General features: G+C 74.9%; 28 protein-coding genes and 1 pseudogene. 7 read left to right on the top strand and 22 right to left on the bottom strand.

Annotation, left to right across the window (positions count from 1 at the left end):
- Window positions 1-10 precede the first annotated feature (10 nt).
- Window positions 11-730, bottom strand: coding sequence for an MOSC domain-containing protein (locus FSW04_RS02690; RefSeq protein WP_146915971.1), 720 nt, complete (start codon window positions 728-730; stop codon window positions 11-13).
- A gap of 20 nt (window positions 731-750) precedes the next feature.
- On the opposite strand from FSW04_RS02690, the pseudogene FSW04_RS02685 reads away from it, so the two are divergent.
- Together FSW04_RS02685 and FSW04_RS02680 are read left to right on the top strand one after the other, a co-directional pair.
- Window positions 751-1592: pseudogene (locus FSW04_RS02685) on the top strand (SDR family oxidoreductase).
- Window positions 1593-1624: 32 nt separating this feature from the next.
- On the top strand, window positions 1625-2059 hold the full coding sequence (locus FSW04_RS02680; protein WP_146915969.1) for a hypothetical protein: 435 nt from the start codon (window positions 1625-1627) through the stop codon (window positions 2057-2059).
- A 53-nt stretch (window positions 2060-2112) separates the two neighbouring features.
- Here FSW04_RS02680 and FSW04_RS02675 read toward each other — a convergent pair whose 3' ends face one another.
- From FSW04_RS02675 to groES, 4 genes are all read right to left on the bottom strand, one after another.
- Window positions 2113-2496 carry a cupin domain-containing protein gene (locus tag FSW04_RS02675; protein WP_146915967.1) on the bottom strand — a complete coding sequence of 128 codons (384 nt, stop codon included), beginning with the start codon at window positions 2494-2496 and terminating at the stop codon, window positions 2113-2115.
- A gap of 11 nt (window positions 2497-2507) precedes the next feature.
- Window positions 2508-3119 (bottom strand): flavin reductase family protein, encoded by a 612-nt coding sequence (locus tag FSW04_RS02670; protein WP_146915965.1) that lies wholly within the window; start codon window positions 3117-3119, stop codon window positions 2508-2510.
- A 125-nt stretch (window positions 3120-3244) separates the two neighbouring features.
- Window positions 3245-4870 carry a chaperonin GroEL gene (gene groL / locus FSW04_RS02665; RefSeq protein ID WP_146915962.1) on the bottom strand — a complete coding sequence of 542 codons (1626 nt, stop codon included), beginning with the start codon at window positions 4868-4870 and terminating at the stop codon, window positions 3245-3247.
- Window positions 4871-4878: 8 nt separating this feature from the next.
- Window positions 4879-5172 (bottom strand): co-chaperone GroES, encoded by a 294-nt coding sequence (groES, locus tag FSW04_RS02660; RefSeq protein ID WP_146915959.1) that lies wholly within the window; start codon window positions 5170-5172, stop codon window positions 4879-4881.
- A gap of 215 nt (window positions 5173-5387) precedes the next feature.
- Between groES and FSW04_RS02655 the strand changes: the two genes are divergently transcribed.
- Complete coding sequence (locus FSW04_RS02655) at window positions 5388-6008, top strand: hypothetical protein (RefSeq protein WP_146915957.1); 621 nt, start codon at window positions 5388-5390, stop codon at window positions 6006-6008.
- 26 nt (window positions 6009-6034) lie between these two features.
- On the opposite strand, the gene FSW04_RS02650 is transcribed toward FSW04_RS02655, so the two are convergent.
- Genes FSW04_RS02650 through FSW04_RS02625 form a run of 6 tightly spaced genes read right to left on the bottom strand, consistent with a single transcriptional unit; the run spans window position 6035 to window position 9692 of the window.
- Window positions 6035-6424: a response regulator gene (locus FSW04_RS02650; RefSeq protein WP_146915955.1), complete on the bottom strand. Its 390-nt coding sequence runs from the start codon at window positions 6422-6424 to the stop codon at window positions 6035-6037.
- 25 nt (window positions 6425-6449) lie between these two features.
- Window positions 6450-6848, bottom strand: coding sequence for an ASCH domain-containing protein (locus FSW04_RS02645; protein WP_146915953.1), 399 nt, complete (start codon window positions 6846-6848; stop codon window positions 6450-6452).
- A gap of 13 nt (window positions 6849-6861) precedes the next feature.
- On the bottom strand, window positions 6862-7311 hold the full coding sequence (locus FSW04_RS02640; RefSeq protein WP_146915951.1) for an NUDIX hydrolase: 450 nt from the start codon (window positions 7309-7311) through the stop codon (window positions 6862-6864).
- The gene (locus FSW04_RS02635) at window positions 7311-8003 is read right to left on the bottom strand and encodes a Crp/Fnr family transcriptional regulator (RefSeq protein ID WP_187369186.1); all 693 of its coding nucleotides are present in this window, start codon (window positions 8001-8003) and stop codon (window positions 7311-7313) included. Before FSW04_RS02635 ends, FSW04_RS02640 begins: the two co-directional genes overlap by 1 nt.
- A 35-nt stretch (window positions 8004-8038) precedes the next feature.
- A complete protein-coding gene (locus tag FSW04_RS02630; protein ID WP_146915947.1) occupies window positions 8039-9178 on the bottom strand; it encodes a DUF4349 domain-containing protein in 1140 nt (379 codons plus the stop codon).
- On the bottom strand, window positions 9165-9692 hold the full coding sequence (locus FSW04_RS02625) for an RNA polymerase sigma factor (RefSeq protein WP_146915945.1): 528 nt from the start codon (window positions 9690-9692) through the stop codon (window positions 9165-9167). Before FSW04_RS02625 ends, FSW04_RS02630 begins: the two co-directional genes overlap by 14 nt.
- 64 nt (window positions 9693-9756) lie before the next feature.
- Here FSW04_RS02625 and FSW04_RS02620 point away from each other — a divergent pair, with 64 nt between their 5' ends.
- Window positions 9757-10281 carry a hypothetical protein gene (locus tag FSW04_RS02620; RefSeq protein WP_146915943.1) on the top strand — a complete coding sequence of 175 codons (525 nt, stop codon included), beginning with the start codon at window positions 9757-9759 and terminating at the stop codon, window positions 10279-10281.
- Here the strand turns inward: FSW04_RS02620 and FSW04_RS02615 are convergent.
- Genes FSW04_RS02615 through FSW04_RS02605 form a run of 3 tightly spaced genes read right to left on the bottom strand, consistent with a single transcriptional unit; the run spans window position 10268 to window position 12288 of the window.
- The gene (locus tag FSW04_RS02615) at window positions 10268-10786 is read right to left on the bottom strand and encodes a cupin domain-containing protein (protein ID WP_146915941.1); all 519 of its coding nucleotides are present in this window, start codon (window positions 10784-10786) and stop codon (window positions 10268-10270) included. The two genes, FSW04_RS02620 and FSW04_RS02615, sit on opposite strands and share 14 nt — an antisense overlap.
- A 9-nt stretch (window positions 10787-10795) precedes the next feature.
- A complete protein-coding gene (locus tag FSW04_RS02610; protein WP_187369185.1) occupies window positions 10796-11512 on the bottom strand; it encodes a glycerophosphodiester phosphodiesterase in 717 nt (238 codons plus the stop codon).
- A complete protein-coding gene (locus FSW04_RS02605) occupies window positions 11509-12288 on the bottom strand; it encodes an Fpg/Nei family DNA glycosylase (RefSeq protein WP_187369184.1) in 780 nt (259 codons plus the stop codon). The genes FSW04_RS02610 and FSW04_RS02605 overlap by 4 nt, the downstream gene beginning before the upstream one ends.
- Before the next feature lie 70 nt (window positions 12289-12358).
- Between FSW04_RS02605 and FSW04_RS02600 the strand changes: the two genes are divergently transcribed.
- Complete coding sequence (locus FSW04_RS02600; RefSeq protein ID WP_187369183.1) at window positions 12359-13426, top strand: NAD(P)/FAD-dependent oxidoreductase; 1068 nt, start codon at window positions 12359-12361, stop codon at window positions 13424-13426.
- Complete coding sequence (locus FSW04_RS02595) at window positions 13423-14844, top strand: FGGY family carbohydrate kinase (protein WP_146915932.1); 1422 nt, start codon at window positions 13423-13425, stop codon at window positions 14842-14844. Before FSW04_RS02600 ends, FSW04_RS02595 begins: the two co-directional genes overlap by 4 nt.
- Here FSW04_RS02595 and FSW04_RS02590 read toward each other — a convergent pair.
- From FSW04_RS02590 to FSW04_RS02575, 4 genes are read right to left on the bottom strand one after another with little or no spacing between them, the layout of a single operon-like run.
- A complete protein-coding gene (locus FSW04_RS02590) occupies window positions 14838-15260 on the bottom strand; it encodes an NUDIX hydrolase (protein ID WP_146915929.1) in 423 nt (140 codons plus the stop codon). The two genes, FSW04_RS02595 and FSW04_RS02590, sit on opposite strands and share 7 nt — an antisense overlap.
- Window positions 15261-15264: 4 nt before the next feature.
- On the bottom strand, window positions 15265-19746 hold the full coding sequence (locus FSW04_RS02585; protein WP_146915927.1) for a DEAD/DEAH box helicase: 4482 nt from the start codon (window positions 19744-19746) through the stop codon (window positions 15265-15267).
- Between the two features lie 21 nt (window positions 19747-19767).
- Window positions 19768-20451 carry a uracil-DNA glycosylase gene (locus tag FSW04_RS02580; protein WP_146915925.1) on the bottom strand — a complete coding sequence of 228 codons (684 nt, stop codon included), beginning with the start codon at window positions 20449-20451 and terminating at the stop codon, window positions 19768-19770.
- Entirely contained in the window at window positions 20448-21104 is a 657-nt protein-coding gene (locus FSW04_RS02575) for a TetR/AcrR family transcriptional regulator (protein ID WP_187369182.1), read from the bottom strand. Before FSW04_RS02575 ends, FSW04_RS02580 begins: the two co-directional genes overlap by 4 nt.
- Before the next feature lie 34 nt (window positions 21105-21138).
- Between FSW04_RS02575 and FSW04_RS02570 the strand changes: the two genes are divergently transcribed.
- On the top strand, window positions 21139-21576 hold the full coding sequence (locus tag FSW04_RS02570; protein WP_146915921.1) for a nuclear transport factor 2 family protein: 438 nt from the start codon (window positions 21139-21141) through the stop codon (window positions 21574-21576).
- Between the two features lie 11 nt (window positions 21577-21587).
- Here the strand turns inward: FSW04_RS02570 and rfbB are convergent, their stop codons facing one another.
- From rfbB to FSW04_RS02550, 4 genes are all read right to left on the bottom strand, one after another.
- A complete protein-coding gene (rfbB, locus tag FSW04_RS02565) occupies window positions 21588-22586 on the bottom strand; it encodes a dTDP-glucose 4,6-dehydratase (RefSeq protein WP_146915919.1) in 999 nt (332 codons plus the stop codon).
- Window positions 22583-23425 (bottom strand): dTDP-4-dehydrorhamnose reductase, encoded by an 843-nt coding sequence (rfbD, locus tag FSW04_RS02560; protein ID WP_146915917.1) that lies wholly within the window; start codon window positions 23423-23425, stop codon window positions 22583-22585. Before rfbD ends, rfbB begins: the two co-directional genes overlap by 4 nt.
- Window positions 23426-23522: 97 nt before the next feature.
- Window positions 23523-24596 carry a glucose-1-phosphate thymidylyltransferase gene (locus FSW04_RS02555; protein ID WP_146915915.1) on the bottom strand — a complete coding sequence of 358 codons (1074 nt, stop codon included), beginning with the start codon at window positions 24594-24596 and terminating at the stop codon, window positions 23523-23525.
- Window positions 24596-25084, bottom strand: coding sequence for a pyridoxamine 5'-phosphate oxidase family protein (locus tag FSW04_RS02550; RefSeq protein ID WP_146915912.1), 489 nt, complete (start codon window positions 25082-25084; stop codon window positions 24596-24598). The genes FSW04_RS02555 and FSW04_RS02550 overlap by 1 nt, the downstream gene beginning before the upstream one ends.
- Window positions 25085-25154: the final 70 nt, after the last annotated feature.

Genomic DNA, 25154 nt, shown 5'->3' with positions numbered 1-25154 from the left:
GCCCAGAGCCCTACAGCAGCGCCACGGGGTCGCCGACCGCGACCCGCCCGGGTCCCCGGGCCCGCGCGTTGATCCCGAACAGGCCCGCGCGCTCGCGCGTCAGCCAGCGCAGGATCTCGGCGTCCTTGGCCGTGGTGTCGGGGTCGCGCGTGGGGATCACACAGCGCTCGCACGGGTGCAGCAGGTCGAGCACGGCCTCGCCGACGCGCAGCCGCCGGCCCGGCCAGCGCTCCTCGGCGTAGGCCTCGGCGTCCAGCACGACGTGGATGTTCGTGCGGAAGCGCCGCAGGTCCAGCGGGCGGCCGAGCGCCTCCGACACGGCCTCCAGCGTGGCCCGGGTCGTGACGAGCACCGAGTCGCCGAGGTCCTGCATGAGCGCCTCGTCGCGGCGCAGCGCGACCGCGCGGCCGAGGTCGTCGGCCAGCGCGGCGGGCAGCGCCGGGTCGTCCCAGGCGTAGGTCGCGCCGCCGGGCGCCGTGATCTGCGGCAGCGGCACGGCGCAGGGGTCCAGCGCGTCGCCCGGCAGCCCCGGGTAGGCGGCGGCCCAGCGCAGCATCCCGGGCGCCTGGCGGACCGTGAGCCGCCGCGGCGCGCCCTTGTGCTCGTCGAACAGGGCGTGGGCGCGGTCGCCGGCGATGCCGCGCCGGTCCAGCCGCAGGCTCTCGGCGGGCTCCCCCGCCAGCGACTTCACCGGCCAGCGGGCGAGGCTCACGACCGTTCCCTCGGGCACCGGCCTATCGTAGGCGACGCGTGCCCAAGCTCCTGATCACCGGTGTCTCGGGCCACCTCGGCGGGGCGCTGGCGCCCGCCGCGCACGCCGCGGGCTGGGAGGTCGTCGGGACCTGGCTGCGCCACCGGCCGCCCGGCGGCGCGCCGTGGCGCACCGCGCCGCTCGACGTCCGCGACGCCGCGGCGGTCCGTGCGCTGCTGACCGCCGAGGCGCCCGACGCGGTGATCCACACGGCCTACGTCCAGGACGGCGACCAGGCCGCGGCGGTCACCACCGGCGGCGCGCGCCACGTCGCGGCCGCGGCGGCGGCCTGCGGGGCGCGGCTCGTGCACCTGTCCTCCGACGCCGTGTTCACCGGCGACCTCGGGCGGCCGCTGCGCGAGGAGGACCCGTCGCGCCCGTCACCGCCTACGGCCGGCTGAAGGCCGACGCCGAGGCCGCCGTCGCGCACGAGCACCCCGGCGCGCTGGCGGTCCGGACCTCCCTGCTCTACGGCGGCCCGGGCGCGCCGCGCTCCAGGCACGAGGAGGTCGCGCTGGCCGCGGCCGCCGGCCGGCGCGACGTGACGTTCTTCGCCGACGAGATCCGCTGCCCGGTGCAGGTCGGCGACCTGGCCGGTGCGCTGCTCGAGATCGCGGCGCGGTCGGAGGCCGGCGTCCTGCACGTCGCCGGCGCCGACGCGGTCGACCGCCATGCGTTCGCGCGGCTGGTCGTCGTCGCCGCCGGGCTGGATCCCGCGGGCCTGGCGGCCGGTTCGCGGCCCCCGGGGCGGCCCGGCGACTGCACGCTGGACTGCACGCGGGCACGCGGGCTCCTGCGGACGCGGCTGAGGGGCGTCGGCGAGGTGCTGGGAGGCGGCTGAGGCGATCGGCGCCGGTCTGCCACCATGGCGCCATGTCGTCCGAGCCCGAGGGACCCGTCACCATCGACGCCGACGCGCTGCTGGGCACGCGCTCGGTGGAGGCGGGCGTCGCCGCGCTGGCGGCGCGCAACCAGCACCACCTCGCCGGCATGGGCGCCGACGAGCAGGCCGAGGCCGTCGAGCACTGGCGCGAGCTGGCCGTCGAGGTGCTCAGCGCGGCGCGGGTCGCGCTCGCCGACGCCGCGGCGCTGCCCGGCGCCGGCCGCGCGGTCATCGTCCTGGAGGACTCCGGCGGCGACGAGGTCAGCGTGCACGTGACGTTCGCGCCCCAGCTCGAGGAGATGGCCGACGGCTCGATCGCGGGCACGCCGGCCCAGCTCGCGGCGATGTCGCTGCTGGAGGCGATGACCGCCGAGGACCACGGCGGCCACGACCACGACCACGGCGGCCACGGCCACGAGCACTGAGGGCGCGGCCGGCCCAGGCGGCGGCGGGCCGGGCCCCCTGGGCCGGCACCCGCCTAGGCCCAGAAGTCCCCTTCGACGATCTCGCCGTCCTTGTCGACGTGGGGCCCGAACACCAGGAGCTCGAGACCGTCGTCGCCGGCCTCGAAGGCCCGCGCCACCGCCGGCGCGACGCGGATCGCGTCCAGCGGGCGCACCGGCGTGATGTCGTCGCCGAGCTTGACGCGGCCGCTGCCCGACAGCACGACGTAGATCTCCTCCGCCGCCTCGTGGCGGTGGGCGAAGCCCTGGCGGCAGCCCGGCTTGACGCGGTGGAAGGCCAGGCCGGTGTCGCTGGCGCCGAGATCCTCGCGCGCGAAGCGGGCCTCCTGGACGCCGCCGAAGCCGAACTTGGGCGCCATGTCGTCGACGTCGCGCAGGTTCTTGATGGTGTAGTCCATGGCGGTCGAGCCTACGCGGCGGGCCGGGCCATGGAGAAGAACGTGTCCGCCACCGCGTAGCGGTCGGTGTAGCCGCAGCGCGAGATGGGTCGCAACGCCGCGGTGTCGACCATCCCGTCGCTGATGCAGGCCTCGTCGAGGTGGACACCGACGACCTGCCCGAACACGACGTGGTGGTCGGCGCTGGCGCCGTCGACGTCGTGCAGCTCGACGGTGTGGACGACCCGGCACTCCAGCGCGCACGGGCTGGCGGCCACGCGCGGCGCGGCCACCAGGCGGCAGGGCGCGAGCTCGAGGCCGGCCCGTGCGAACTCGCTCTCGCCGCGCGACAGCGCGGCCGAGGTCTCGTTCATCGCCTCGCGCAGGTCGTAGGTCGGCAGGTTCCACACGAACTCGCCCGACTCGGTCGCGAAGGTCATGGAGTCCTTGCGCCCGGCGCTGGAGAAGGCCAGCATCGGGGGCCGGTCGCACACCGCGTTGAAGAAGCTGTAGGGCGCGAGGTTCACCGCGCCGTCGCGACCGCGCGTCGAGACCCAGCCGATGGGCCGCGGGGCCACGAGCGCCTTGAACGGGTCGTGGGGCAGCAGGTCGCGTGGGCGGTCGGCCGGTTCGTAGAAGAGCACGCCCCAGTCCTACCCCATCCACGAAACGACGGAGGGCCCGGCGCGAACGCCGGGCCCTCCAGAGCCGTCGCGAGCATGGCGGCCAGGCCATTGCTCGCTGAGCCGATTCCCGTCAGGGAATGGGTCTACATCATGCCGCCCATGTCGGGCATCCCGCCGCCCCCGCCGCCGTCCTTGTCGGGGATCTCGGCGACGATCGCCTCGGTGGTCAGGATGTTCTTGGCGATGGACGCCGCGTTCTGCAGCGCCGAGCGCGTCACCATGGCGGGGTCGATCACGCCGGCGGCGACGAGGTCGACGATCTCACCGGTCGCGGCGTTGAGGCCGTAGCCCTTCTTGGCCTTGCGGACGTCGGCCACGACGACCGAGCCCTCGAGGCCGGCGTTCTCCGCGATCTGACGGAGGGGCTCCTCCAGCGAGCGCAGGATGATGCGGGCGCCGGTGCGCTCGTCCTCGTCCTCCACCGAGTCGGCGTTGACGCCGACGGAGGCCTGCAGCAGCGCGACGCCGCCGCCGGGCACGATGCCCTCCTCGAGGGCCGCGCGGGTGGCCTGCAGCGCGTCCTCGACGCGGTGCTTCTTCTCCTTCATCTCCGTCTCGGTGGCCGCGCCGACCTTCACGACGGCGACGCCGCCGGAGAGCTTGGCGAGGCGCTCCTGGAGCTTCTCCCGATCGAAGTCCGAGTCGGTGTTCTCGATCTCGGCCTTGATCTGGTTGATGCGGCCCTTGATGGCCTCCGCGTCACCCGAGCCGTCGACGATCGTCGTGTTGTCCTTGGCGACGACGACGCGGCGGGCGCGGCCGAGCTGTGAGAGCTGCGTGTTCTCGAGCTTGAGGCCCATCTCCTCGGTGATGACCTCGCCGCCCGTCAGGATGGCGATGTCCTCGAGCATGCGCTTGCGGCGATCGCCGAAGCCGGGGGCCTTGACGGCCACGCCGGTGAACGTGCCGCGCAGCTTGTTGACGACGAGCGTCGCGAGGGCCTCGCCCTCGACGTCCTCGGCGATGATGAGGATCGGACGGCCCGACTGGATGACCTGCTCCAGGACCGGCAGCACGTCGCGGACGGAGCCGATCTTCTGGTTGGCGATCAGGATGTAGGGGTCCTCGAGGACCGCCTCCATGCGCTCCTGGTCGGTGACCATGTAGGGCGAGACGTAGCCCTTGTCGAACTGCATGCCCTCGGTGAACTCGAGGTCCATGCCGAACGTCTGGCCCTCCTCGACGTTGACGACGCCGTCCTTGCCCACCTTCTCGATGGCGTCGGCGATGACGTCGCCGATCTCCTCGTCGCCGGCGGAGATGGTCGCCACGCGGGCGATCTGCTCCTTGCCCTGGACGGGCTTGGAGAGCTTGCGGATGTTGTCGACGATCTGCTCGACGGCGACCTCGATGCCGCGCTTGAGCGCGATCGGGTTGGCGCCGGCCGAGACGTTCTTGAGGCCGTTGCGGACGATCGCCTGGGCGAGCACGGTCGCGGTCGTCGTGCCGTCGCCGGCGACGTCGTTGGTCGCCGTGGCGACCTCGCGGACGAGCTGGGCGCCCTGGTTCTGGAAGACGTCCTCGACCTCGATCTCACGAGCGATGGTCACGCCGTCGTTCGTGATGGTGGGGGCGCCGAACTTCTTGTCGAGGACGACGTAGCGGCCCTTGGGGCCGAGCGTCACCTTGACGGCGTTGGCGACGGCGTCGACGCCGGCCTCGAGGGCCTTGCGTGCCTCGCCGCTGTACTTCAGTTCCTTGTGAGCCATGAAATCTCCTAGTTCTCGACCTTGGCGAGGACGTCGGACTCGCGAAGGACCAGCAGGTCCTCGCCGTCGACCTTGATCTCCGTGCCGCCGTACTTGCTGTAGAGGACCGTGTCGCCCTGCGACACGTCGAGGGGGATGCGCTTCTCCCCGTCCTCGTCGTAGCGGCCGTCGCCGACGGCGATGACCTCGCCCTTCTGGGGCTTTTCCTTGGCCGTGTCGGGGAGGACGAGGCCGCTGGCGGTCTTCTCCTCCTCCTCGATGGCCCGCACGATCAGACGATCGCCGAGAGGCTTGAGCTTCATTCTGGTGACCTCCGTTGAGGTGACGGACAACTGCAACGATGACGCCGTACCGATTGGCACTCGCATCGGGCGAGTGCCAGCGTCCTGCGACCATCCTAGCGTTCGCGAGGCCGTCGTCAACTGCTCGCTGGCACTCTTCACATCTGAGTGCCAGGTCGTCGGCCATTCGTCCGCCCCTCTGGTCCTCACACGCTTCCGCGCCGATGGGTGTCCGCATGAGGACGCAAGGACTGCGCGGAGGGCACATCGTGGCGCTCGCGGGGGCGTTCGTCGCCCTCGCATCCCTCTGGCGGCCGTGGTATCGGATCGAGCTTACGCAGGCCTTCCGCGACACCCTGGGCGGCCAGCTGGACCAGACCCCGTCGCCGCTCAACGCGTTCGCCAAGGGCCTCCTCGCCGTGCTGCCGTCCCGCCTGGAGGCCTCGGGGTGGCAGGAGCTCCGCGGGGCCGACGTCGTGCTCTGCGTCGCGGCGATCGCCGTCGTGGCGCTCGTCGTGGGGGCGGCCGGCGCCTTCGGCCCGTCGGTGAGCGTCGACGCGACGGCCGCCGGCCGGGGGATCGCGGCCGCCGCCGCCGTCGGCCTGGCCGTCTCGGTCGAGCACGTCGTCGTGCGCCCCGGCGGTGCGGCCGCGGCGGACGTGATCAAGGTCGGCAGCGGCCTGTGGATGGCCGTCGGCTCCTGCGGGTTGGCGCTGGCCGGCGGGCTGCTGGCCTGCCGGCCGGGCAGCACGGCGGCCGGGCCCGCCGTCACCGCCCCGGCGGGCGGCCATCTGGCCGCGGCGTTCCCGTCGGCACCGGCGCCGACGACCTCGGTCGCCCCGCCCGGCGAGCGCTGAGCGGACGCGCCGCCGCTCCGGCGCGGTCAGGAGGGTGCCGGGCCGGGGCCCCGGGCGGCCACCCGCCGGACGGCCTGGGTGAGCGCCTCGGCGTTGGCGGCCTTGCTCACATGCCCGTCGGCTCCCGTCCGCGCCGCCTCCTGGCCCAGTTCGTCGTCGGGCATCCCGGAGACGAGCAGCACGGCGGCGCCCGGGAGATGCCGGCGCACGTGGGCGAGGACCTCCAGCGAGTGCTCGGGCTGGGGCAGCAGGCGATCCAGGATCACGACGTCGGGCGCCGCCGGCACGACGGCCTCGAGGGCCTCGGCCGCGCTGCGGACCGCGCCGACGACCTCGATGTCGTCGTGGACCTCGAGCCAGGCGGCCGCGAGCGTCCCGAACCCCAGCGAGTCGTCGGCGATGAAGACGCGTAGCACGGTGCCCCGCCGTGCCGTGCCGAAGCTAGTTCTGGGCCCCGCCGATGCCGAGGCGGGCGTCCGTGAAGGACGGGGGGTGGACGATGATCTGCGAGAACCGCACGACCGTGACGATGTCCTCCATCGTGACCTTCTTGCCGTAGATCTGCTCGAGGAAGTGGATCATCTCCTCGTGGCGGCGGAACTCCGGGTTGTCGTGCTCGATGTCGCGCGGCGTCAGCTCGCGCACGCGCTTGACCTCGACCTGGTCGATGACCGCGTCGAAGATCTTCTCCCGCGGCGAGTGCTGGTAGCCGATCGTCACCATCACCGCCTGGTTCTTCTTGTACTTGTGGGACTTGTCGCCCAGGCGGATCGTCGCCGTCTTGCGCCCGCGCTTGAGCTGGTCGGCGAAGATCGTGGAGTAGAAGTTCAGCACCTGCATCCGACGGCGGAGACTACCCGTCGGGGACCATGCGCGACAGGGCACGGGCCGCCATCTGGCGCTCGCCCTCGTAGGAGAGGGCCTGTGCCGCCTCCTGGAGGGGCATCCAGAACGCCCGCTCGACCTCGTGGTCGTGGTCGCCGACGTCGCCCCAGACGTAGGCGAACAGGAAGAAGTCGACGCGCTTGGCGATGCGGCGCCCGTCCCGCATGTACCAGTAGCGCACCGAGCCCAGGGGGTCGACCAGGCGCGCGTGGACGCCGGCCTCCTCGCGCACCTCGCGCGCAGCGGCCTGCGGCGGCGTCTCGCCGGGGTCCACGTGGCCCTTGGGAAGCGCCACAACACGTGACCCGCTCGCCGCGCGGCGTGTCGGGACGATGACCACGCAGTCGGCGCCGTCGCGGACCACGACCCCGCCGGCCGAGTGCTCGGACGGTGCCGACGCCCCGCCGGAGCGCGCCATCAGTAGACGTAGCGCTCGAGCGCCGGGGGGTCGTGGACGGTCAGGCGCCCGCGGCCCTGCGACACCACGCCGGCCCGCTCGAGCACGGCGAGGAAGCGGCTGGCCGACTCGCGCGAGGACCCGGCGAGCTGGGCGATCTCGGCCTGGGTGATCGTCACGAGGACGTCGGTCTGGCCGGCGCCCTCGGCCTGGGCCTGGCGCACGAGCTGGCCCAGGACCCCGGCGACGCGGCTCTGGACGGTCTGGAAGGACTGCCGGGACAGGCGCTCGTTGGCCTCGCGCAGGCGCCGGCCCAGCGCGATGACGAGCTTGACGGAGATGTCGGGGTGCTCGCGCAGCAGCCGGCGCATGTCCTGGCCCAGGATCCCGATCGCCTCGACCTCGTCGAGCGTCTCGATCGTCGCCGAGCGTCGTTCGTCGTCGAACATCGCCAGCTCGCCGAAGATGTCGCCGGGACCGAAGTGGGCCAGCGCGATCGTGCGGCCGTCGATGTTCTCGCGCACCGCCCGCACGTGGCCGCGGCTGAGCACGTAGCACGTGTCGCTGGAGTCGCCCTCGCGGAAGATGACCTGCCCGGCGGGGAACTGGCGGGGGACCGCGACCTCGGCGACCGCGAGCAGGTCGGCCGGGGCCAGGGCCTCGAACACCGGCACCTGGGCCAGCAGCTCGATGCTCTGCGCGGTCGTGGACACCCCGCGCAGTCTAGTTGCGCACCGCGCGCCGGCCCTCAGGCCGCGCGATCCAGCGCGCCCTCCCGGCGGCGCCGGCGCACGCCGTGCCCGGCCATCGCGGCCGCGGCGGCCAGCAGCCCCAGCGGCACGAGGACGGCGCCGGTCACGAGCGCCACGCCGGCGGCCACCTGCAGGACGCGGCCGGCGTCGCGCAGCGCGTCGCGCGGCGTCCACGCGCCGCCGCCGTGGTGGGCCGGTGCGCCCGTGCCCTGCACCTCGACCTGCACCGTCGAGAGGTCGGCGCGGCGCCGCACGGCGTCCAGCGCGGCCTGACGGCGGCTGATCTCGGTGCGGCTGTCGCGCAGGCGGGCCCGCAGGGCGGCCACCTGGCGGTCGGTCTGCGCGCGGCCGAGGGCCTGCAGGAGCGCGGCGCGCTGGGCCCGGGCATCGCTCAGGCGCGCCTGCGCCGACGTGAACGCGGCCGTGATGTCGGCGCCGTCCTGCGTCAGCGAGCCGACGTGGGCCAGCTTGGACAGGCGCGCCAGGGCCGCGTCGAGCTGCGCGGTCGGGATCCGCAGCGTGAACGACGCGCTGCCGCCGCCGTCGCGCGTGTCGACCTGCGAGGCCTGGACGTAGCCGCCGGAGGCCTGCGTCTCGCGCACGACGCCGTCGGCCGTGCCCTGCACGTCGGCGGCCGCCGGGGTCAGCGTGAGCTGGACCGCGCGCTGGACCTTGCGCGACGCGACCGGCGGCGCCGACGACGACGGCGCGGGGGCGGCCTTCGCCGTGCCGGAGGACGCCTGGGGCGCCACGGACGCCGAGCTGCTCGCCGAGCCCGACGACGACGCCGCGGAGTCGGCGGCCTCGGGGGCCACCGCGGTGCCCACGGCGGGGCGCGAGGACGACGCCTGGTCGCCGCCGTCGCCCGGGCTCGGAAGCAGGATGACCAGCGCGACGATCGCGGCGGCCAGCGCGGCGCCCACGCCGGGGACGAGGATCCGCGGCCGGCGCCAGCCCGCGGGCACCCGCAGGCGGCGCGGCCCCCGCGACGCCGGGGACGCGGGGTCCGGGAACCCGGCGTCGACCCGGGCCTGCAGGGACGCCAGGAACCCGGGGTCGGGCTGCGGGCGCAGGGCCCGCAGGTCGGCGGCCAGGAGCTCGAGCTCGGCGTCGGGGGGCGGCTCAAGCGGGCTCATGGCAGGCCTTTCGCAGCTTGGAGACGGCGCGGTGCACGCGCGTGCCGGCGTTGGTCTCCGAGACGCCCAGGACCCGGGCGATCTCGGCGTTGGACAGGCCGGCGTGGAACTTCAGGGCGATGAGCTCGCGGTCGCGCGCCTCCATCCCGGCCAGCGCGGTGCGCACGGCGGCCCGGCGCAGCGCGACCTCCTCGTCCTCGCCGGCGGGCGCCGGCGCGCCGGGGTCGGCCGGGTCGGCCGGGTCGGCCAGCAGCGCCGCCGCGCGCCGCCGACGGCGCAGCTCGTCGAGCGCCGCGTGGCGCGCGATGCCGAACAGCCAGGCGCGCCGGGTGCCCCGGCGCGCGTCGAACGTCGAGCTGCGCCGGAACGCCCGCTCGAACGCGGCCGCGGTGACGTCCTCGGCCGCCGCGCGGTCGCGCAGCAGCGTCATGACGTAGGCGAACACGTCGGACGCCGTGGCGCGGTACAGCGCATCGAACCCGGCGCCCGGCGGTTCGGAGGTGGAGAGCTCCATGACTGATCCCACGACGACACTACGGCCGCGCGGGCGATCCATCACACCCCGGTACATTGCGCGCGTGCCCGCCCGCCGCCGCGCCCTCGCCGTCGCCGCCCTCCTCGGCGTCGCGGCGCCGGCCGCCGCCGGGGCTGCGACGGACCCGCCCACGTCGGCGCTCACGCACTCCAGGCTGCTGTGGGCCACGATCAACGTCTGCGACACGGCCAAGCACCCGGACACGATCGGCATCCGCGCGTCCATGCCCGGCTCGGGGCGCCTGGGCGAGCGGATGTACATGCGGTTCATGGTCCAGTACTTCAAGGTGTCGGCCGGCCAGTGGGCCAACGGGGACGCCACCGCCGACTCGGGGTTCCGCTCCGTCGGCCCGGCGAAGTACCGCCGCCGCGAGTCGGGGTGGAACTTCGCGATCACGCCGCCGCCGGCGGGGCAGACCTACCGGCTGCGCGGCGTGGTCAGCTTCGAGTGGCGCAAGGGCAAGAAGGTCGTGCGCAAGGCGCGCAGGGTGACCTCGGCCGGGCACCGCGGCACGATCGGCTCCGACCCGGCGGGCGCCAGCGCCGCCGAGTGCGTCATCCAGCCCTGAGCCGGCGGCCGAGCAGGGCCAGGACGCGCATGGGGACGCGCTCGCGGCGGCGCCCGGGCGCCAGCGTCTCGGCGAACTCGAACATGACCATGGAGACGTGGAGCGCGATGCGCGGGTCGCGCCTGCGGCGCACGCCGGCCTCGCGCAGCGTGGTGCTCGTGCGCTCGATGTAGTCCTCGAAGCGCAGGGCCGGGCGGTGCCAGTTGCGCACGCGGACCGTCCTCCCGGAGCGGTTGGCGAACGTGTGCAGGGCGGCCACGGGCACCGTCGCGCGCTCGCCCTCGCGCAGGGTGGTGCGGTGCCCGTCGACGATGACGTCCAGCGTGCCCTCCAGCACCTCGTACTCCTCGGTCTGGCTCGGGTGCACGTGCGGCGGCGGCGCCACGCAGCGCGCCGGCAGCACGAACTCCATCTCGACGGCCTCGCCGCCCGTCTCGGCCGCGGGCCGGCGCACGATGTACACGCTGCCGTCGGGCATCCCGAAGCGCTGGTCGGCGGTCGCCATGTGCGGAGCCTACGCGTCGAACAGGCGCGGATCGTTGGTCGTGATGCCCGTGACGCCCATCGCCTCGAGGCGGCGGATGCGCTGCGCGTCGTCGACGGTCCACACGTACAGCTCACCGCCGGCGGCGCGGACCGTGCGCACGAAGTGCGGGGTGACGAGCGACCAGTGCGACATCGCGGCGTCGATCTCGCCGGCGCGCATCGCGCGGGCCACGGCCCGCGGCACCGTGCGCTGCAGCACGCGGATGTAGAGCAGGGCGGCGAGCTTGGTCGCCCGGTTGGCCAGGTAGTCGCGGCGGGCGCGGGGCACCGACCAGCCGAGCCGCACGGCGTCGGAGGCGGCGCGCACGACCGGCAGCGACTCGACCTCCATCGTGGAGATGAGCGTCCGCGCCTCCATGTCGCGCTCGCGCAGCGCGGCGATGACCCGCTCCTCGTAGCCGGCGAGCTTGAGGTCGAGGTTGAGCTCGATGCCCTCGAACGGCGCGGTGCACAGGTGGTCGAGGCCCTCCTCGAGCGTCAGGGGGGTCCGCTGGGCCAGCGCCTTGAAGTCGTGGGCCAGCACGAGGCCGCCGCTGCGGTCGGGATGCTCGGGCAGCACGTCGAACTCGACCATGTCGCAGCCGTGGGCGATCGCGGCGTCGAAGCTCGCCGTCGTGTTGCCGGGCGCGATGTGGTCGGCCCCCTTGTGGCCGATGCGACGGGTCGGGCGGGGGGTGGGCGTCATCTCTGGCATGCGGGACACCAGTATGTCCGGCGGTTGTCGTCCCACTGCCCGCGCTGCTGGATCTTGGCCTCGCCGCAGCGCGGGCAGACCTGCCCGGCCTTGCCGTAGATGGCCTTGAAGCGCGTCTGGTTGCCGTCCACCGCCGAGCGCTGCATCCGCGGGCGCGCCTCGTGGACGATGCGCAGGGCCTCGTCGTCGCTGACCTCGCCCGACGGGCGCCACGGGTCGATCTGGGCCAAAAAGCACGACTCGGCCTTCCACAGGTTGCCGATCCCGGCGATCGTGCGCTGGTCCAGGATGGCGTCGCCGATGGGCCGCGTGGGGTCGTCCTCGCGCAGGCGCCGCAGGAAGACGCGCTCGTCGAAGTCCTCCTTGATGATGTCGGGCCCCAGCGTGGCCAGGCGCAGGTCGAAGCGCCGCCGGGTCTCCGACAGCAGCTCGAGGACGGGGCCGTCGAACTGCACCACGTCCTGGCCCCGCGCGCGCAGCACGAGCCACGCGCGCCGCGGCGCCCGCGCCCAGCGTGCGCCGTCGGCGTGTACGCGCCACGCTCCGGTCATGCGCAGGTGCGAGTGGATCGTCAGGTCGCCCTCGAAGCGCAGGAAGAGGTGCTTGCCGTGGGCCTCGACGGCCTCCACGACCCGGCCCTGCAGGCGCTCCGGCCAGCGGTCGCGCCCGAAGCGCGCGTGCGGCGTGCGGACCTCGTCCGGCGCGACGCCGGCGAGGATCGGGCGGATCCGGTTGGCCGCGTAGTGGATGGTGTCGCCCTCCGGCATCGCCTTCGAGGGTACGGCGGGGGGCCGCGCGCCGATCGCCGCCGCGCGGACACGCCGGTACGGTGCGCCCATGCGTGCCGTCGTCGTCGGAGGGGGCATCGTGGGGACCGCCTGCGCGCTGGCCCTCGCGCGCCGCGGCGCCGGCGTCGAGCTGCGCGAGGCGGCGCCCGCGCTGGGCCTGGGGGCCAGCGGCACCAACTCGGGGATCCTGCACACCGGCTTCGACTCCGTGCCCGGCGAGCTCGAGACCGAGCTGATCCTGCGCGCCGCGGTCCTGCGCCCGCCGGTGCTGGCCGCCCTGGGTGTGCCGTTCGCCGCCACGGGCGCCGTCCTGACGCCGCGCGACGACGCCGAGCGCGAGACGGTCGCGACGCTGGCGCAGGGCGCCGCACGCAACGGCGTGACGGTCGTGATCGGCGACGACGGGCGCCTCGAGGTCCCGGGCGAGGGCCTCACCGACCCCGTCGCGTTCGTGCTCGCGCTGGGCGCCGCGGCGCAGCGCCACGGCGCGCGGATCGCCACCGGCACGGCCGTGACCGGGCGGGTCGCCGACGCCGACCTGGTGGTCAACGCGGCGGGCCTGGGCGCCGGCCGGGTCGCCCGCCTGCACGGGGACGACAGCTTCGACGTGCATCCGCGCAAGGGCGAGTTCCTCGTGTTCGACGTCACGCCGCCTCCGCAGATCCTGCTGCCCGTCCCGACGAAGCGCACGAAGGGCGTGCTCGTCTTCGGGACGCTGGACGGGCGCACGATCGCCGGGCCGACCGCCGTCGACCTCGACGAGGAGGACTGGTCGGTCCGCCCGGAGGCCCGCGGCGAGCTGCTCGGCCAGGCCGTCTCGCTGTACCCGGCGCTGGACGGCGCCGAGCCCGTCTTCGCCTACGCCGGCCTGCGTCCCGCGGGGCGTGGCGGCGCCAACTACGTCGTGCGCCGCTCGGAGGCCGACCCGGCGCTCGTGCACGCCGCGGCGATCCGCTCGACGGGGCTGACGGCCGCGCTGGCCATCGCCGAGCGCGTCGCCGCCCTGGCGGGCGCCGACGGCCCGGAGGCCGAGCTGCGCGGAGGACCGGGTGGGTGGGGCCGGGTCCCGGCCGGGCCGTGGTACCGGCGCGCGGCCGAGCACCGGGCGCTGGGATGAGCTCCGACGGGCTCGTCCTGGGCATCGACGACGGGACCACCGCGGTCAAGGTCGCGATGTTCGACCGGCGGCTGCGCCCCGTGGCCATGACGCGCCGGCGCGTCGCCGTGGCCCATCCCTCGCCCGGGCGCGTCGAGCAGGACCCGCTCGAGGTCCTGGAGGCCGTCGTCGACGCGGTCGCCGAGGTCCTGGAGGCCGCCGCCGGGCGGCCCGTGGTCGCCTGCGGCCTGGACCACCAGGGCGAGTCCGTCCTGGCCTGGGACGCCGCGACGGGCGCGCCGCGCTCGCCGATCGTCGTCTGGCAGGACAAGCGCGGCGCCGAGGCCTACGACGCCGTCGACCCGGCGCTGCTGGCGCGCACGGGCCTGCCGCCCGACCCCTACTTCTCGGCGCCCAAGCTGGCCTGGCTGGCGCGCGAGGCCGGCCCCGCGGTGCGGCTGGGGACCGTCGACGCGTTCCTGTGCGACCGCCTCGGCGCGGGCTCGGGGACCGACGCCGGCACGGCGTCGCGCACGGCGCTGCAGGTCCTCGGCGAGGTCGGCTTCAGCGCGGAGCTGTGCGCCGCGTTCGGGGTTCCGCGCGACGCGCTGCCCGCCGTCGCGCCGACGGCCGGCGACCTGGGCGTGCTCTCGCACCCGCGCTGGCCCGTGGACCTGCCGCTGCGCGCCCGCGTCTGCGACCAGCAGGCCCCGTTGGCGGGCGCCGCGTGCGTGACGCCGGGCGCCGCGAAGGCCACCTACGGCACCGGGGTCTTCGTCCTGGCCCACGCGGGGGACCGGCCGCGCCGCGCGCCCGGTCTGCTGCCGACGGTGGCCTGGGAGGCCGCCGGCCGTGTGGAGTACGCGCTGGACGGCGGCGTGTTCGCCGCCGGGGCGCTGCTGGACTGGATGAGCGCGACGCTCGGCCTGGCCCCCGACGCGGCGGCGCTCGCCGCCCTGGCGGCCGGGGTGCCCGACAGCGGGGGCGTGCGCCTGCTGCCGGCCCTCGCGGGCGCCGGGGCGCCGTGGTGGCAGCCGCAGGCCCGCGCCGTGCTGGCCGGGATGACCGCGGGCACGACGCCCGCGCACCTCGCGCGCGCCGCGCTGGACGCCGTCGCGCACCGCGTCGCGGACATCGTCGAGGCGCTCGGGGGCGTCGAGGTCCTGCGGATCGACGGCGGCCTGACCAACGACCCGCTGCTGCCCGGGCTGCAGGCCGACCTGCTCGGCGTGCCCGTCGAGCGGGCGGGCGCCGACGCCACGGTCGCCGGCGCGGCGGGCCTGGCGCTCGTGGGCGCCGGCCTGCTGGCCGACCCGCGCGACCTCGCCGCGCTGCTGCCGGCGACGCAGCGCATCGCGCCGCGGCTGGACGCCGTGGCGCGGGAGGCCCGGCGCGCGGCCTGGAGGACGTTCGCCGCCGCGGCGCTGGAGCTTCAGTGACCGCCGGCCCGCGGCGCGGCCCCGGCGCGGCCCAGCGCGAGAACGAGGCGGCGGTCGTGCTCGTAGGTCAGCAGCGCCGCCGCGTCGGCGGGGGCCAGCCAGCGCAGCTCGTCGACCTCCTCGCCCGGCACGAACCCGAGGTCCTCCAGCACCGACATGCGCCACCAGCGCACGGTCTTCGGCCGGCCGCGGTGGTCGATGTAGGCCTCGGGGGCCAGCTCCTGCACCAGCGCGCAGCGCAGCGCCGTCTCCTCGGCGACCTCGCGCAGGGCGGCCGCCTCGTGGTCCTCGCCGCGCTCGAGCTTGCCCTTGGGCAGCGACCAGTCGTCGTAGCGCGGGCGGTGCACGACGACGACCTGACCCGCGTCGTCGACGACGAGGCCGCCGGCGGCCCGCACGGGCTTGCGCGACCCCATGGCGCTAGGCGCTCAGGGTCAGCTTGCGGGGCCCGGCCCGGAAGCCGACCTCGATGAGCACGGCCTCGAGGTCGGACCCGACGACCGGCTCGCCGTCGACGCGCTCGAGCGAGAGCTTGTGGCGCCGGTCGGCGGTGACGAACGCCGCCAGCGCCTCCAGCGCCGGCCGCAGCCGCGGGTCGTCGCGCTCGGTCAGCACCTGCAGGCCGCGGCCGCCGCGCTCGACGTACAGCGCGGGCTCGGCGCCGGCCAGCACGACGTAGGCGCCGGCCGCGCGCGCCGGCTTGGCCCGGTCGCCGCCGTCGCGGCGCGCCGGCCACGGCAGCGCGGCCCCGTAGGGCTGGGCGGGGTCGGTGGCGGCGAGCACGATCGGCGGGGCCTCGTCCGCGCGATCGGCCTGGGTGCGCAGGCGCTCGACCGCGCCCGGCAGCGCGAACTGCGCGCCGCCCAGGCCCTCGACGAAGTAGCCGCGCCGGCAGACGCCGAGGGTCTCCAGCGAGGACAGGGCGTCGTAGAGCGAGGAGAACCCGCCGGGCACGCCCTCGGCCAGCACGTGCTCGCGCGTGACGATCCCGTGGCGCTCCAGCAGCAGCTCGGCGGTCGTGCGCCGCCGGTCGGCGCCCGCCGCGGCGCCCTGGGCCCCGAAGAGCGGCGCGGTCAGCGACCAGCGGCCCTGGACCTGGGCGGCCGAGCCCGTGCCCCGGCGCGAGCCGAAGCGGGTGCCGGCGCGCCTGCTGCGGCGTTCGAGCGCCGTGCGCTGGGCGCGGGCGAGCGTGAGGCGCGGCGCGCGCAGCGGCGCGAACGCGTCGTTGGTCACCTCGCCGGCCCACACGAGATCCCAGAGCGCCTCCTGGACCTGCTCGGGCGCCAGCGGCAGCTCGGCCAGGAAGTCGGTGAAGAAGCACGGCGAGCGCTCCAGGCGCTCGCGCAGCAGGACGTGCTCGGGGCCGTCGGGCGCCTCGAGCGCCGCGCTGCGCCCGCGCGCCGACGGCGGGCCGAGCGCCTCGGCGTCCTCGCGGAAGTACAGGGCGACGCGGCCCGAGTTGCGCCCCAGCGCGCCGGCGCCGACCCAGACGACCTCGCCCGAGGCGCAGAGCTGGTCCATCCACGTCGGCGAGTACGCGCCGCAGCGGCGCGGCAGCACGTCGCGCTCCCAGGCGTCGGCGGGCAGCGCGAGGCCCTGCAGCGGCACGAGGATCTCGCGCAGGCGGTCGACCCCGGCACCCGCGGGCGGGTGGCGGTCCACGCCCTGCCACGACGGCAGGAAGGCGGCCAGCGCGCGCTGGTCGGTCGCCTCGATCTCCTTGCGCAGGACGGCGAGCGACGCGCGCCGGACGCGGCGCAGGATGTCGGGGTCGCACCACTCGCGCTCGGTCCCGCCGGGACGCAGCTCGCCGCGCAGCAGGTCGCCGGCGGCCTCCAGCGCCTTCAGGGCGCCCGACGGGTCGACGCCGTAGCGCGCACGGACCTCCGCGGTCGTGAACGGCCCGTGCGTGCGGGCGTAGCGGGCCAGCAGGCGCTGCATCGGGTCCTCGACGGACACGAGGAACGCCGCGGGCAGCCCGCCGGGCGGGACCGCGCCGAACGCGTCGCGGTACAGCCCGGCGTCGTCGGCGGCGATCCAGCGCGGCTCGCCGCCGACGCGCAGCACCACCGCGCGGCGCTCGTCGACGAGCGCCGCGAGCATCGCATCGGCGTCCAGGTCGGCCAGCACGCGCGTGCGGACCTCGTCGCGCGACAGGTCGCCGACGCGGCGCAGCACGTCGGCCAGCCCGTCGCGGTCGGTGGCCTGCGTGCGCTGCGAGCGGTGCTGGAGGTCGTCCTCGACGGCGACGAGCGCGTCGGCGTCGATGAGGTCGCGCAACTCCTCCTGCCCGAGCAGCTCGCGCAGCAGGTCGCGGTCCAGCGACAGCGCCGCGGCCCGGCGCTCGGCGTTGGGCGTGTCGCCCTCGTACATGTAGGTCGCGACGTAGTCGAACAACAACGACGAGGCGAACGGCGAGGCGGTCCGGGTCTCGACCTCCACGAGCGAGAGCTCGCGGCTGTGCAGCGCGCCCAGGAGGTCCTGCAGGCCCGGGACGTCGAGGACGTCGCGCAGGCACTCGCGATAGGTCTCCAGGATGATGGGGAAGTCGTTGTACTGCTTGGCGACCTCGAGCAGGGACTGGGCCTTCAGGCGCTGCTGCCACAGCGGGGTGCGCTTGCCGGGGTAGGCGCGGGGGATGAGCAGCGCGCGGCCGGCGTTCTCGCGGAACCGCGCGCCGAACAGCGCCGAGGAGCCCAGCTCGGCCACGACGCGGTCCTCGATGTCGTCGGGGTCCAGCAGGACCAGCTCGGCGCCTGGGGGCTCGTCGGCGTCGGGCAGGTGGACGATGATGCCGTCGTCGGACCAGATCGCGTCGGACTCCAGGCCGACCTCGTCGCGGATCTTCGCGCTCAGCGCCAGCGCCCAGGCGGCGTGCACGCGGCCGCCGAACGGGCTGAGGACGCACAGGCGCCAGTCGCCGATCTCGTCGCGGAAGCGCTCGACGACGATCGTGCGGTCGCTGGGGATGACCCGGGTGGCCTCCTGCTGCTCGCGCAGGAAGTCCAGGAGGTTGCGCGCGGCGAGCGGGTCGAGGTCGTAGTCGGCGACGAGCAGCGCCTCGGTCTGGTCGACGGCCCAGCGGCTGAACGCGCCGATCGCGCGGCCCAGCTCCTTCGGGCGCTCCACGGAGTCGCCCTTCCAGAACGGCACCGCGCCCGGGACGCCCGGCGCCGGCGAGACCACGACGCGGTCGCGCTGGATCTCCTCGATGCGCCACGAGCTGGCGCCGAGCAGGAACACCTGGCCGGGCCGCGCCTCGTAGACCATCTCCTCGTCGAGCTCGCCGACGCGGCGGCCGTCGGGCAGCACGACGGCGTACAGGCCGCGGTCGGGGATCGTGCCCGCGTTGGTGACCGCGAGCTGGCGCGCCCCCTTGCGGGCCCGGATCGTGCCCGCCACGCGGTCCCAGACCACGCGGGCGCGCAGCTCGCCGAACTCCTGGCTCGGGTAGCGCCCGTCGAGCATGTCCAGGACGTTCTCCAGCAGCTCGCGCGACAGCTCGGCGTAGGTGTAGGTCCTGGTGACCAGGGCGTACAGGTCGTCGACGAGGACCGGCCCGTCCTCCTCGACGGAGGCCGCGATGGCGACGATGTGCTGGCACAGCACGTCGAGCGGATTGCGTGGCACGACGGTGGGCTCGATGCGGCCCTCGCGCATGAGACGCACCACGACGGCGCACTCGAGCAGGTCGGCGCGGAACTTGGGGAAGATGCGGCCCTTGGACGTGTCGCCGACGGAGTGCCCGGCGCGGCCGATGCGCTGCAGGCCGCGGGCGACCGACTTGGGGGACTCGACCTGCAGCACGAGGTCGACGGCGCCCATGTCGATGCCGAGCTCCAGCGACGAGGTCGCCACGAGGCAGGGCAGCTGCCCGGCCTTGAGCTGCTCCTCGACGATGAGGCGCTCCTCGCGGGCCAGGGAGCCGTGGTGGGCGCGTGCGATCTCGGTGAACGCTGCCGACGGGCCGCCCTCGCCGGCGGCCTCCTCGTACTCCTTGGCGGCCAGCTCGTTGAGCCGCAGCGCCAGGCGCTCGGCGCCGCGGCGATTGTTGACGAAGACGATCGTCGAGCGGTGCTCGCGGACGAGCTCCAGGATCTGCGGGTACATCGCCGGCCAGATCGACTTGCGGGTGCTCTCGCCGCCGACGACCGGGTCCAGCGGGTCGAGGTGGCCCGTGGACTGCTCAGGCTCGATCATCGACTCGACCGGCACCTGGATGCGCAGGTCCAGCGGCTTGCGGATCCCCGTGTCGACCACGGTGCACGAGCGCCGCGGGCCGACCATGAAGCGCCCGACCTCCTCCAGCGGGTTCTGCGTGGCCGACAGCCCGATGCGCTGCGGGTCGCGCCCGTGCTCGGACTGCACGCCCGCGGCCAGGCGCTCGAGCGTGAGCGCCAGGTGCGCGCCGCGCTTGGTCGAGGCCACGGCGTGGATCTCGTCGACGATGACCGCCTCGACGTCGCGCAGGATGTCGCGCGCCTGCGAGGTCAGCATGAGGTAGAGCGATTCGGGCGTGGTGATGAGCACGTCGGGCGGCGTGCGCCGCATCTGCGCGCGCTCCTTCTGCGGCGTGTCGCCCGTGCGGATCCCGACGCGCAGGTCGGCGCCGATGCCGACCAGCGGCGCCTGGAGGTTGCGCTCGACGTCGTAGCTCAGCGCCTTGAGCGGGGACACGTAGACGACCCGGACGCCCGTGCCGTCCGCGCGCGGCGTCGTGGCCAGGCGATCCAGCGACCACAGGAACGCGGCGAGCGTCTTGCCGCTGCCGGTCGGCGCGCTGATGAGGACGTGCTCGCCCGTGGCGATCGCCGGCCACGCCTGCTCCTGCACCGGGGTCGGTCCCGCGAAGGCGCGCGCGAACCAGTCCTGCGTGGCGGGGCTGAAGGCGGCGAGGGACACGGGCCACCCAGGGTAGAACCCCTACCCGGCCACGTCGCGTGCGGTGCGCAGGACGTCGTCGAGCATGCTCTCGGTCAGGACGCCGGTGAACGTGTTCTGCTGGCTGGGGTGGTAGGTGCCCAGCAGCGCCGGGCCCGTGCCGGCGTCGTCGTACCAGAGCGCACCGTGGCCGAACTTCGGGCGCGGGCGCGCGCGCGGGTGGCCGAGCGCGACGCGCAGGCGCAGCGCGGCGTCCCACGCGAACGCGCCGAGGCAGACGATCACGCGGACCGCGGAGACGTGCCCCAGCTCGGCGACCGTCCACGGCAGGCAGGTGTCGCGCTCCTGCGGCGTCGGCTTGTTGGCCGGCGGCGCGCAGCGCACCGCGGCGGTGATCCAGGCGCCCGTGAGCCGCAGGCCGTCGCCGCGGTGCGTCGACGTCGGCTGGTTGGCGAAGCCGGTGCGGTGCAGCGCGGCGAACAGGAAGTCGCCCGACCGGTCGCCCGTGAACACCCGGCCCGTGCGGTTGGCGCCGTGGGCGGCGGGGGCCAGGCCCAGGATCAGCACCCGCGCGGCGGGGTCGCCGAAGCCGGGGATCGGCCGGCCCCAGTAGATCTGGTCGGCGAACGCCGCGCGCCTGACGGCGGCCACCTCCTCGCGCCAGGCCACGAGGCGCGGGCAGCGCCGGCAGGCCGTGACGTCGGCCTCCAGCGCCTCCAGGGTCACGCGCCGGCTTGCTCGAGGATGCCCAGCATGAGCCGGTCGATGACCGGCTCGAGCTCGCGGATGTCGGCGGGCGTGCCGGTGCGCAGCTGGCGCGAGGCGAGCTCGACGATCGCCCCGACGCACGCGAACGCGTCGTCGCGCGAGGCGAACGTCGGCGCGCCGTAGCGCGGCGCGACCGTCGCGTTGTTGTGGTGGATGGCCTCGGCGAACTGGTCGAGGATGGCGTCGCGACGCTCGGTGGCGCGCGGGCCGGCGCCGATGATCTCCACCAGCAGCGTCTGCGCGGCGTCGGGCCACTCGGCCAGCGTGCGCAGGAACGCGCGCGTCCCCTGGCGCAGGTGCTCGGGGTAGCTCGTGGTCTCCTGGTCGGCGGCCAGCGCCATCTGGCGCATGACCTCCGTGGCGGCCTCGTCGAACAGCGCGAGGATGCACTCCTCCTTGTTGGCGAAGTGCTCGTAGAACGTGGCCTTGGACATGCCGGCCTCGCGGCTGATGGCCTCGGCCGTGGCCTCGGCGAAGCCCCGGCGCGCGAACACGGTCGCGGCGGCCTCGAACAGGCGCCGGCGCTGGACGTCCAGGCGGACCTCCAGCGGCGGTGCGTGGCGGCCGCGCGGGACGACCGTTGGCGGGCGGGGGACGTCGGAGTCGGCCATGCCAGCCACGCATCCTAGATAGGCTCTTGCCCCGATGGCCGCACCCCGTCTCCTCATCGCCCTGCTCGTGGCGTCCGCCGCCGCGCTCAGCGCGTGCGGTCAGACGACCAAGGACTCCGCCAAGGACTTCCAGGGCGACCAGAAGGCCGTGGCCCAGACCGTGGAGGACCTCCAGAAGGCCGGCGCCAAGCGCGACTCGGGCAGGATCTGCAGCCGGATCCTGGCCCCCGCGCTGGTCGACACGATCTCCAAGGTCACCAGGAGCTCGTGCGAGTCGGGGCTGAAGACCGCGCTGGACGATGCCGACACGTTCGAACTGCAGGTCGAGAAGGTCACCGTGAGCGGGAGCACCGCCAGCGCGCTGGTGACCTCCTCGGGCGGCGGTCAGGAGCGCACGGACACGCTGACCCTGCAGAAGGTCGGCTCGGCCTGGAAGATCAGCTCGCTGGGCCGGCGAGCGCCCAACCCCTAGCCCCCCTGGGGTCAGCCGAGCGAGCGCCCGTAGTGGCGCTCGTAGTACTCGCGGTACTCCCCGGAGCGGATCGGCTCCCACCACCAGGCGTTGTCGCGGTACCACGCCACGGTGCGCCGCAGGCCCTCGGCGAAGCGCACCTGCGCCTCCCAGCCCAGCGCCCGGACCTTCTCGGAGCCCAGGCTGTAGCGGCGGTCGTGACCGGGACGGTCGGTGACGTACTCGATGAGCGACTCGTCGTTGCCGGTCTGGGCGAGGATCTCGCGCACGACCTCGATGTTCGTGCACTCGTCCGGGCCGCCGACGTTGTAGACCTCGCCCGGCGTGCCGTGGGCCAGCACGTGGGAGATCCCGCGGCCGAAGTCCTCCACGAAGAGCCAGTTGCGGACGTTGAGCCCGTCGCCGTAGACCGGCAGCTTGTCGCCGTGCAGGGCGTTGAGCACCATGAGCGGGATGAGCTTCTCGGGGTACTGGTAGGGCCCGTAGTTGTTCGAGCCGCGGCAGATGACGGTCTCGAGCCCGTAGGTGTGCAGGTAGCTCTGCACGAGCAGGTCGGCGCCGGCCTTCGACGCGCTGTAGGGCGAGGAGGTCACCAGCGGCGACTCCTCGGTGAACGAGCCCTCCTCGATCGACCCGTACACCTCGTCGGTGGAGATCTGGACGTAGCGCCCGACGCCGTGCTCGCGCGCGGCCTCCAGGAGGACGAGCGAGCCGCGCACGTTGGTCTCCACGAACGCCTCGGGGCCGCTGATCGAGCGGTCGACGTGGGTCTCGGCGGCGAAGTTGACGATCGCGTCGACGCCGTCGCCGATGGCCTGGGCCACCTTGGCGGGGTCCTCGATCGCGCCCTGCACCAGCGTGACGGCGTCGCCGAGGTCCTGGAGGTTCTCGGGCCGGCCGGCGTAGGTCAGCTTGTCGAGGACCACCACCTCGTCGCGGTGGTCGTTGACGCGCTGGCGGACGAAGTTGGAGCCGATGAACCCGGCTCCGCCGCTGACGAGCAGCTTCACGTGGTCTCCCTCTCGGACAGGAACGCCGCGACGCCCTCCTGCCACGGCGGCAGGCGGGGGGTCTCGTCGCGCTCGGTGCCGAGCACGCTCCACGCCGGGCGCGGGGCGGGCCGGCGGAACTCGGCGGCGGTGGTCTCCTGCACGCGGCAGGTGACGTCCGCCGCGCGGAACAGCTCGACGGTCAGCTCGTGCCAGGAGCACCGCCCGCCGCCCGCGGTGTGGAACACGCCGGTCGCGGTCGCGGCGGCGAGGTCCAGCAGGGCGGGCGCGAGGTGCCCGGTCCAGGTCGGCGACCCGACCTGGTCGGTCACGACGGCGACGGCGTCGCGGTCGGCGGCCAGCGTGAGCATCGTCTCGGGGAACGACCTGCCGCCGGCGCCGAACAGCCACGCGGTGCGGGCGATGGCGTGGTCGGGGTTGTGGCCGGCGACGGCCTGCTCACCCGCGAGCTTCGTACGGCCGTAGACGCCGAGCGGGGCGGTGGGGTCGGACTCGACGTAGGGGCGGTCGGTGAGCGTGCCGTCGAAGACGTAGTCGGTGGACACCGCGACGATGCGGGCCCCGAGCATCGCGGCCGCTGCGGCGACGTTGGCCGAGGCGTCGACGTTGACGCGCCGCGCGGCGTCCTCGTGCTCCTCGGCGCCGTCGACGTCGACGAACGCCGCGCAGTGCACGACGGCCTCGGGCGCGTGCTCCTCGACGGCGTCCTGGGCCTGGGCGGGGTCGGTGAGGTCGGCCTCGGCGAGGTCGATGCCCACCGCGTCCCAGCCCCGCGCCCGGGCCTCGGCGACGACCCGGTGGCCGAGCATGCCGGCCGCGCCGGTCACGAGGAGCTTCATGCGCCCCTCGTCGCCGTGGAGGTGGCCGCTGCGCTCCAGTCCTCACGGCTCCGGCTGCGGGAGGGCAAAGACCGCTCCGCCGTTCGTCCACGAGTCATCACAGGATCTCGATGTCCGAGTTGTCGCCGACCATGAAGCGGAAGGCCTTGGGCTGGCGGTCGCCGCGCGAGATCGTGACGTTGCGGCCCAGCAGCGAGGACTCCATGCGCCCGTCGAGGTGGCGGACCGAGGAGCCGGCGAGCAGGATCGAGTGCTCGATCTCGGCGCGCTCCACGACGCAGTCCTCGCCGATCGCCGAGTACGGGCCGATGTAGCAGTCGGTCAGCCGCGCGCCCGCGCCGATGACCGCGGGCCCGCGGACGGTGGCGCGCTCCAGGCGGGCGCCGGCCTCGATGACGACGCGGCCCTCGACCTGCGAGTCGACGAGCTCGCCGTCGACGCGGTGGGCCAGGCGGTCGAGGATGAGGCGGTTGGCCTCCAGCATGTCGTCCAGGCGGCCGGTGTCCTTCCACCAGCCCTGCACGATGTGGGGCTCGACACGGCGGCCGGTGTCGACGAGGTGCTGGATGGCGTCCGTGATCTCGAGCTCGCCGCGGGCCGACGGCTCGATCGCGCGCGCCGCCTCGTGGATGAGCGGCGTGAACATGTAGACGCCGACGAGGGCGAGGTCGGTCTTGGGCTCGGGCGGCTTCTCGGCCAGCGCGACGACCCGGTCGCCGTCGAGCTCGGCGACGCCGTAGTGCTCGGGGTCGGGCACGGGCGTGAGCAGGATGAGAGCGTCGGGCGCGTTGGCCCGGAACGCCGTGACCAGGTCGTCGATGCCGCCCTGCAGCAGGTTGTCCCCGAGGTACATCACGAACGGGCTGTCGCCGAGGAACGGCTCGGCGGTCAGCACCGCGTGGGCCAGGCCGGCGGGCTCGTCCTGCAGGATGTAGGTGATCTGCACGCCGAACGCGGAGCCGTCGCCGGCGACCTCGCGGATCTCGTCGCCGGTCTCGGGGGCGATGATGATCCCGATCTCGCGGATCCCGGCCTGCGCCATGGCGTCGATGCCGTAGAAGAGCACGGGCCGGTTGGCCACGGGGACGAGCTGCTTGGCGCTCGTGTGGGTGATGGGGCGCAGGCGGGTGCCCTTGCCCCCGGAGAGGATCAGGCCCTTGAGCGGCAGCATCAGTACACGTTCCCCAGCTTGCGGTGGTCCCAGGTGGCGCGGCCGCGCTCGACGAACTCGAGCCCGACCCGCTTGGCGGCCTGCTTGCGCACCATCGCGCGCGCCCCTTCGTCGAGCTCGCCGGCGGGCGCGCCGCTGTAGCGCTGCAGGATCTCCAGCCCCAACGCCCCGACGGCCTCGACGTCACGGTGCACGACGACCTCGGTCTCGAGCATCACGCCGCGCAGCAGGTGGTACTCGTCGCCGGCCTCGACCTGCAGCGTGGCGCGCGGGTCGCGCTCCAGGTTGCGGACCTTCTGGGACTTGGCGAACGTCCAGGCCCAGATCCGCGGCGGATCCGGCGCGGGCGACGGCCGCACGACGTACCAGAGCGGCATGAGGTGCGGGAAGCCGCGCGGGCCGTTGGTCGCGCACGTCACGACGCGCTCCTCGCGCAGGAACGCGAGCACCTCGTCGTCGTCCATCGTGATCTGGTCGCGGCGGCTCACCGGCGAGGCAGGGTAACGAGCGTGGGCGCGCCGCCGCGTGCGCCCTATGCGGCCGGCCAGGGGCCGTCGG

This window comes from Baekduia soli (assembly GCF_007970665.1).
Lineage (GTDB): Bacteria > Actinomycetota > Thermoleophilia > Solirubrobacterales > Solirubrobacteraceae > Baekduia > Baekduia soli.
This window is presented reverse-complemented; position numbering and strand designations above follow the sequence as displayed.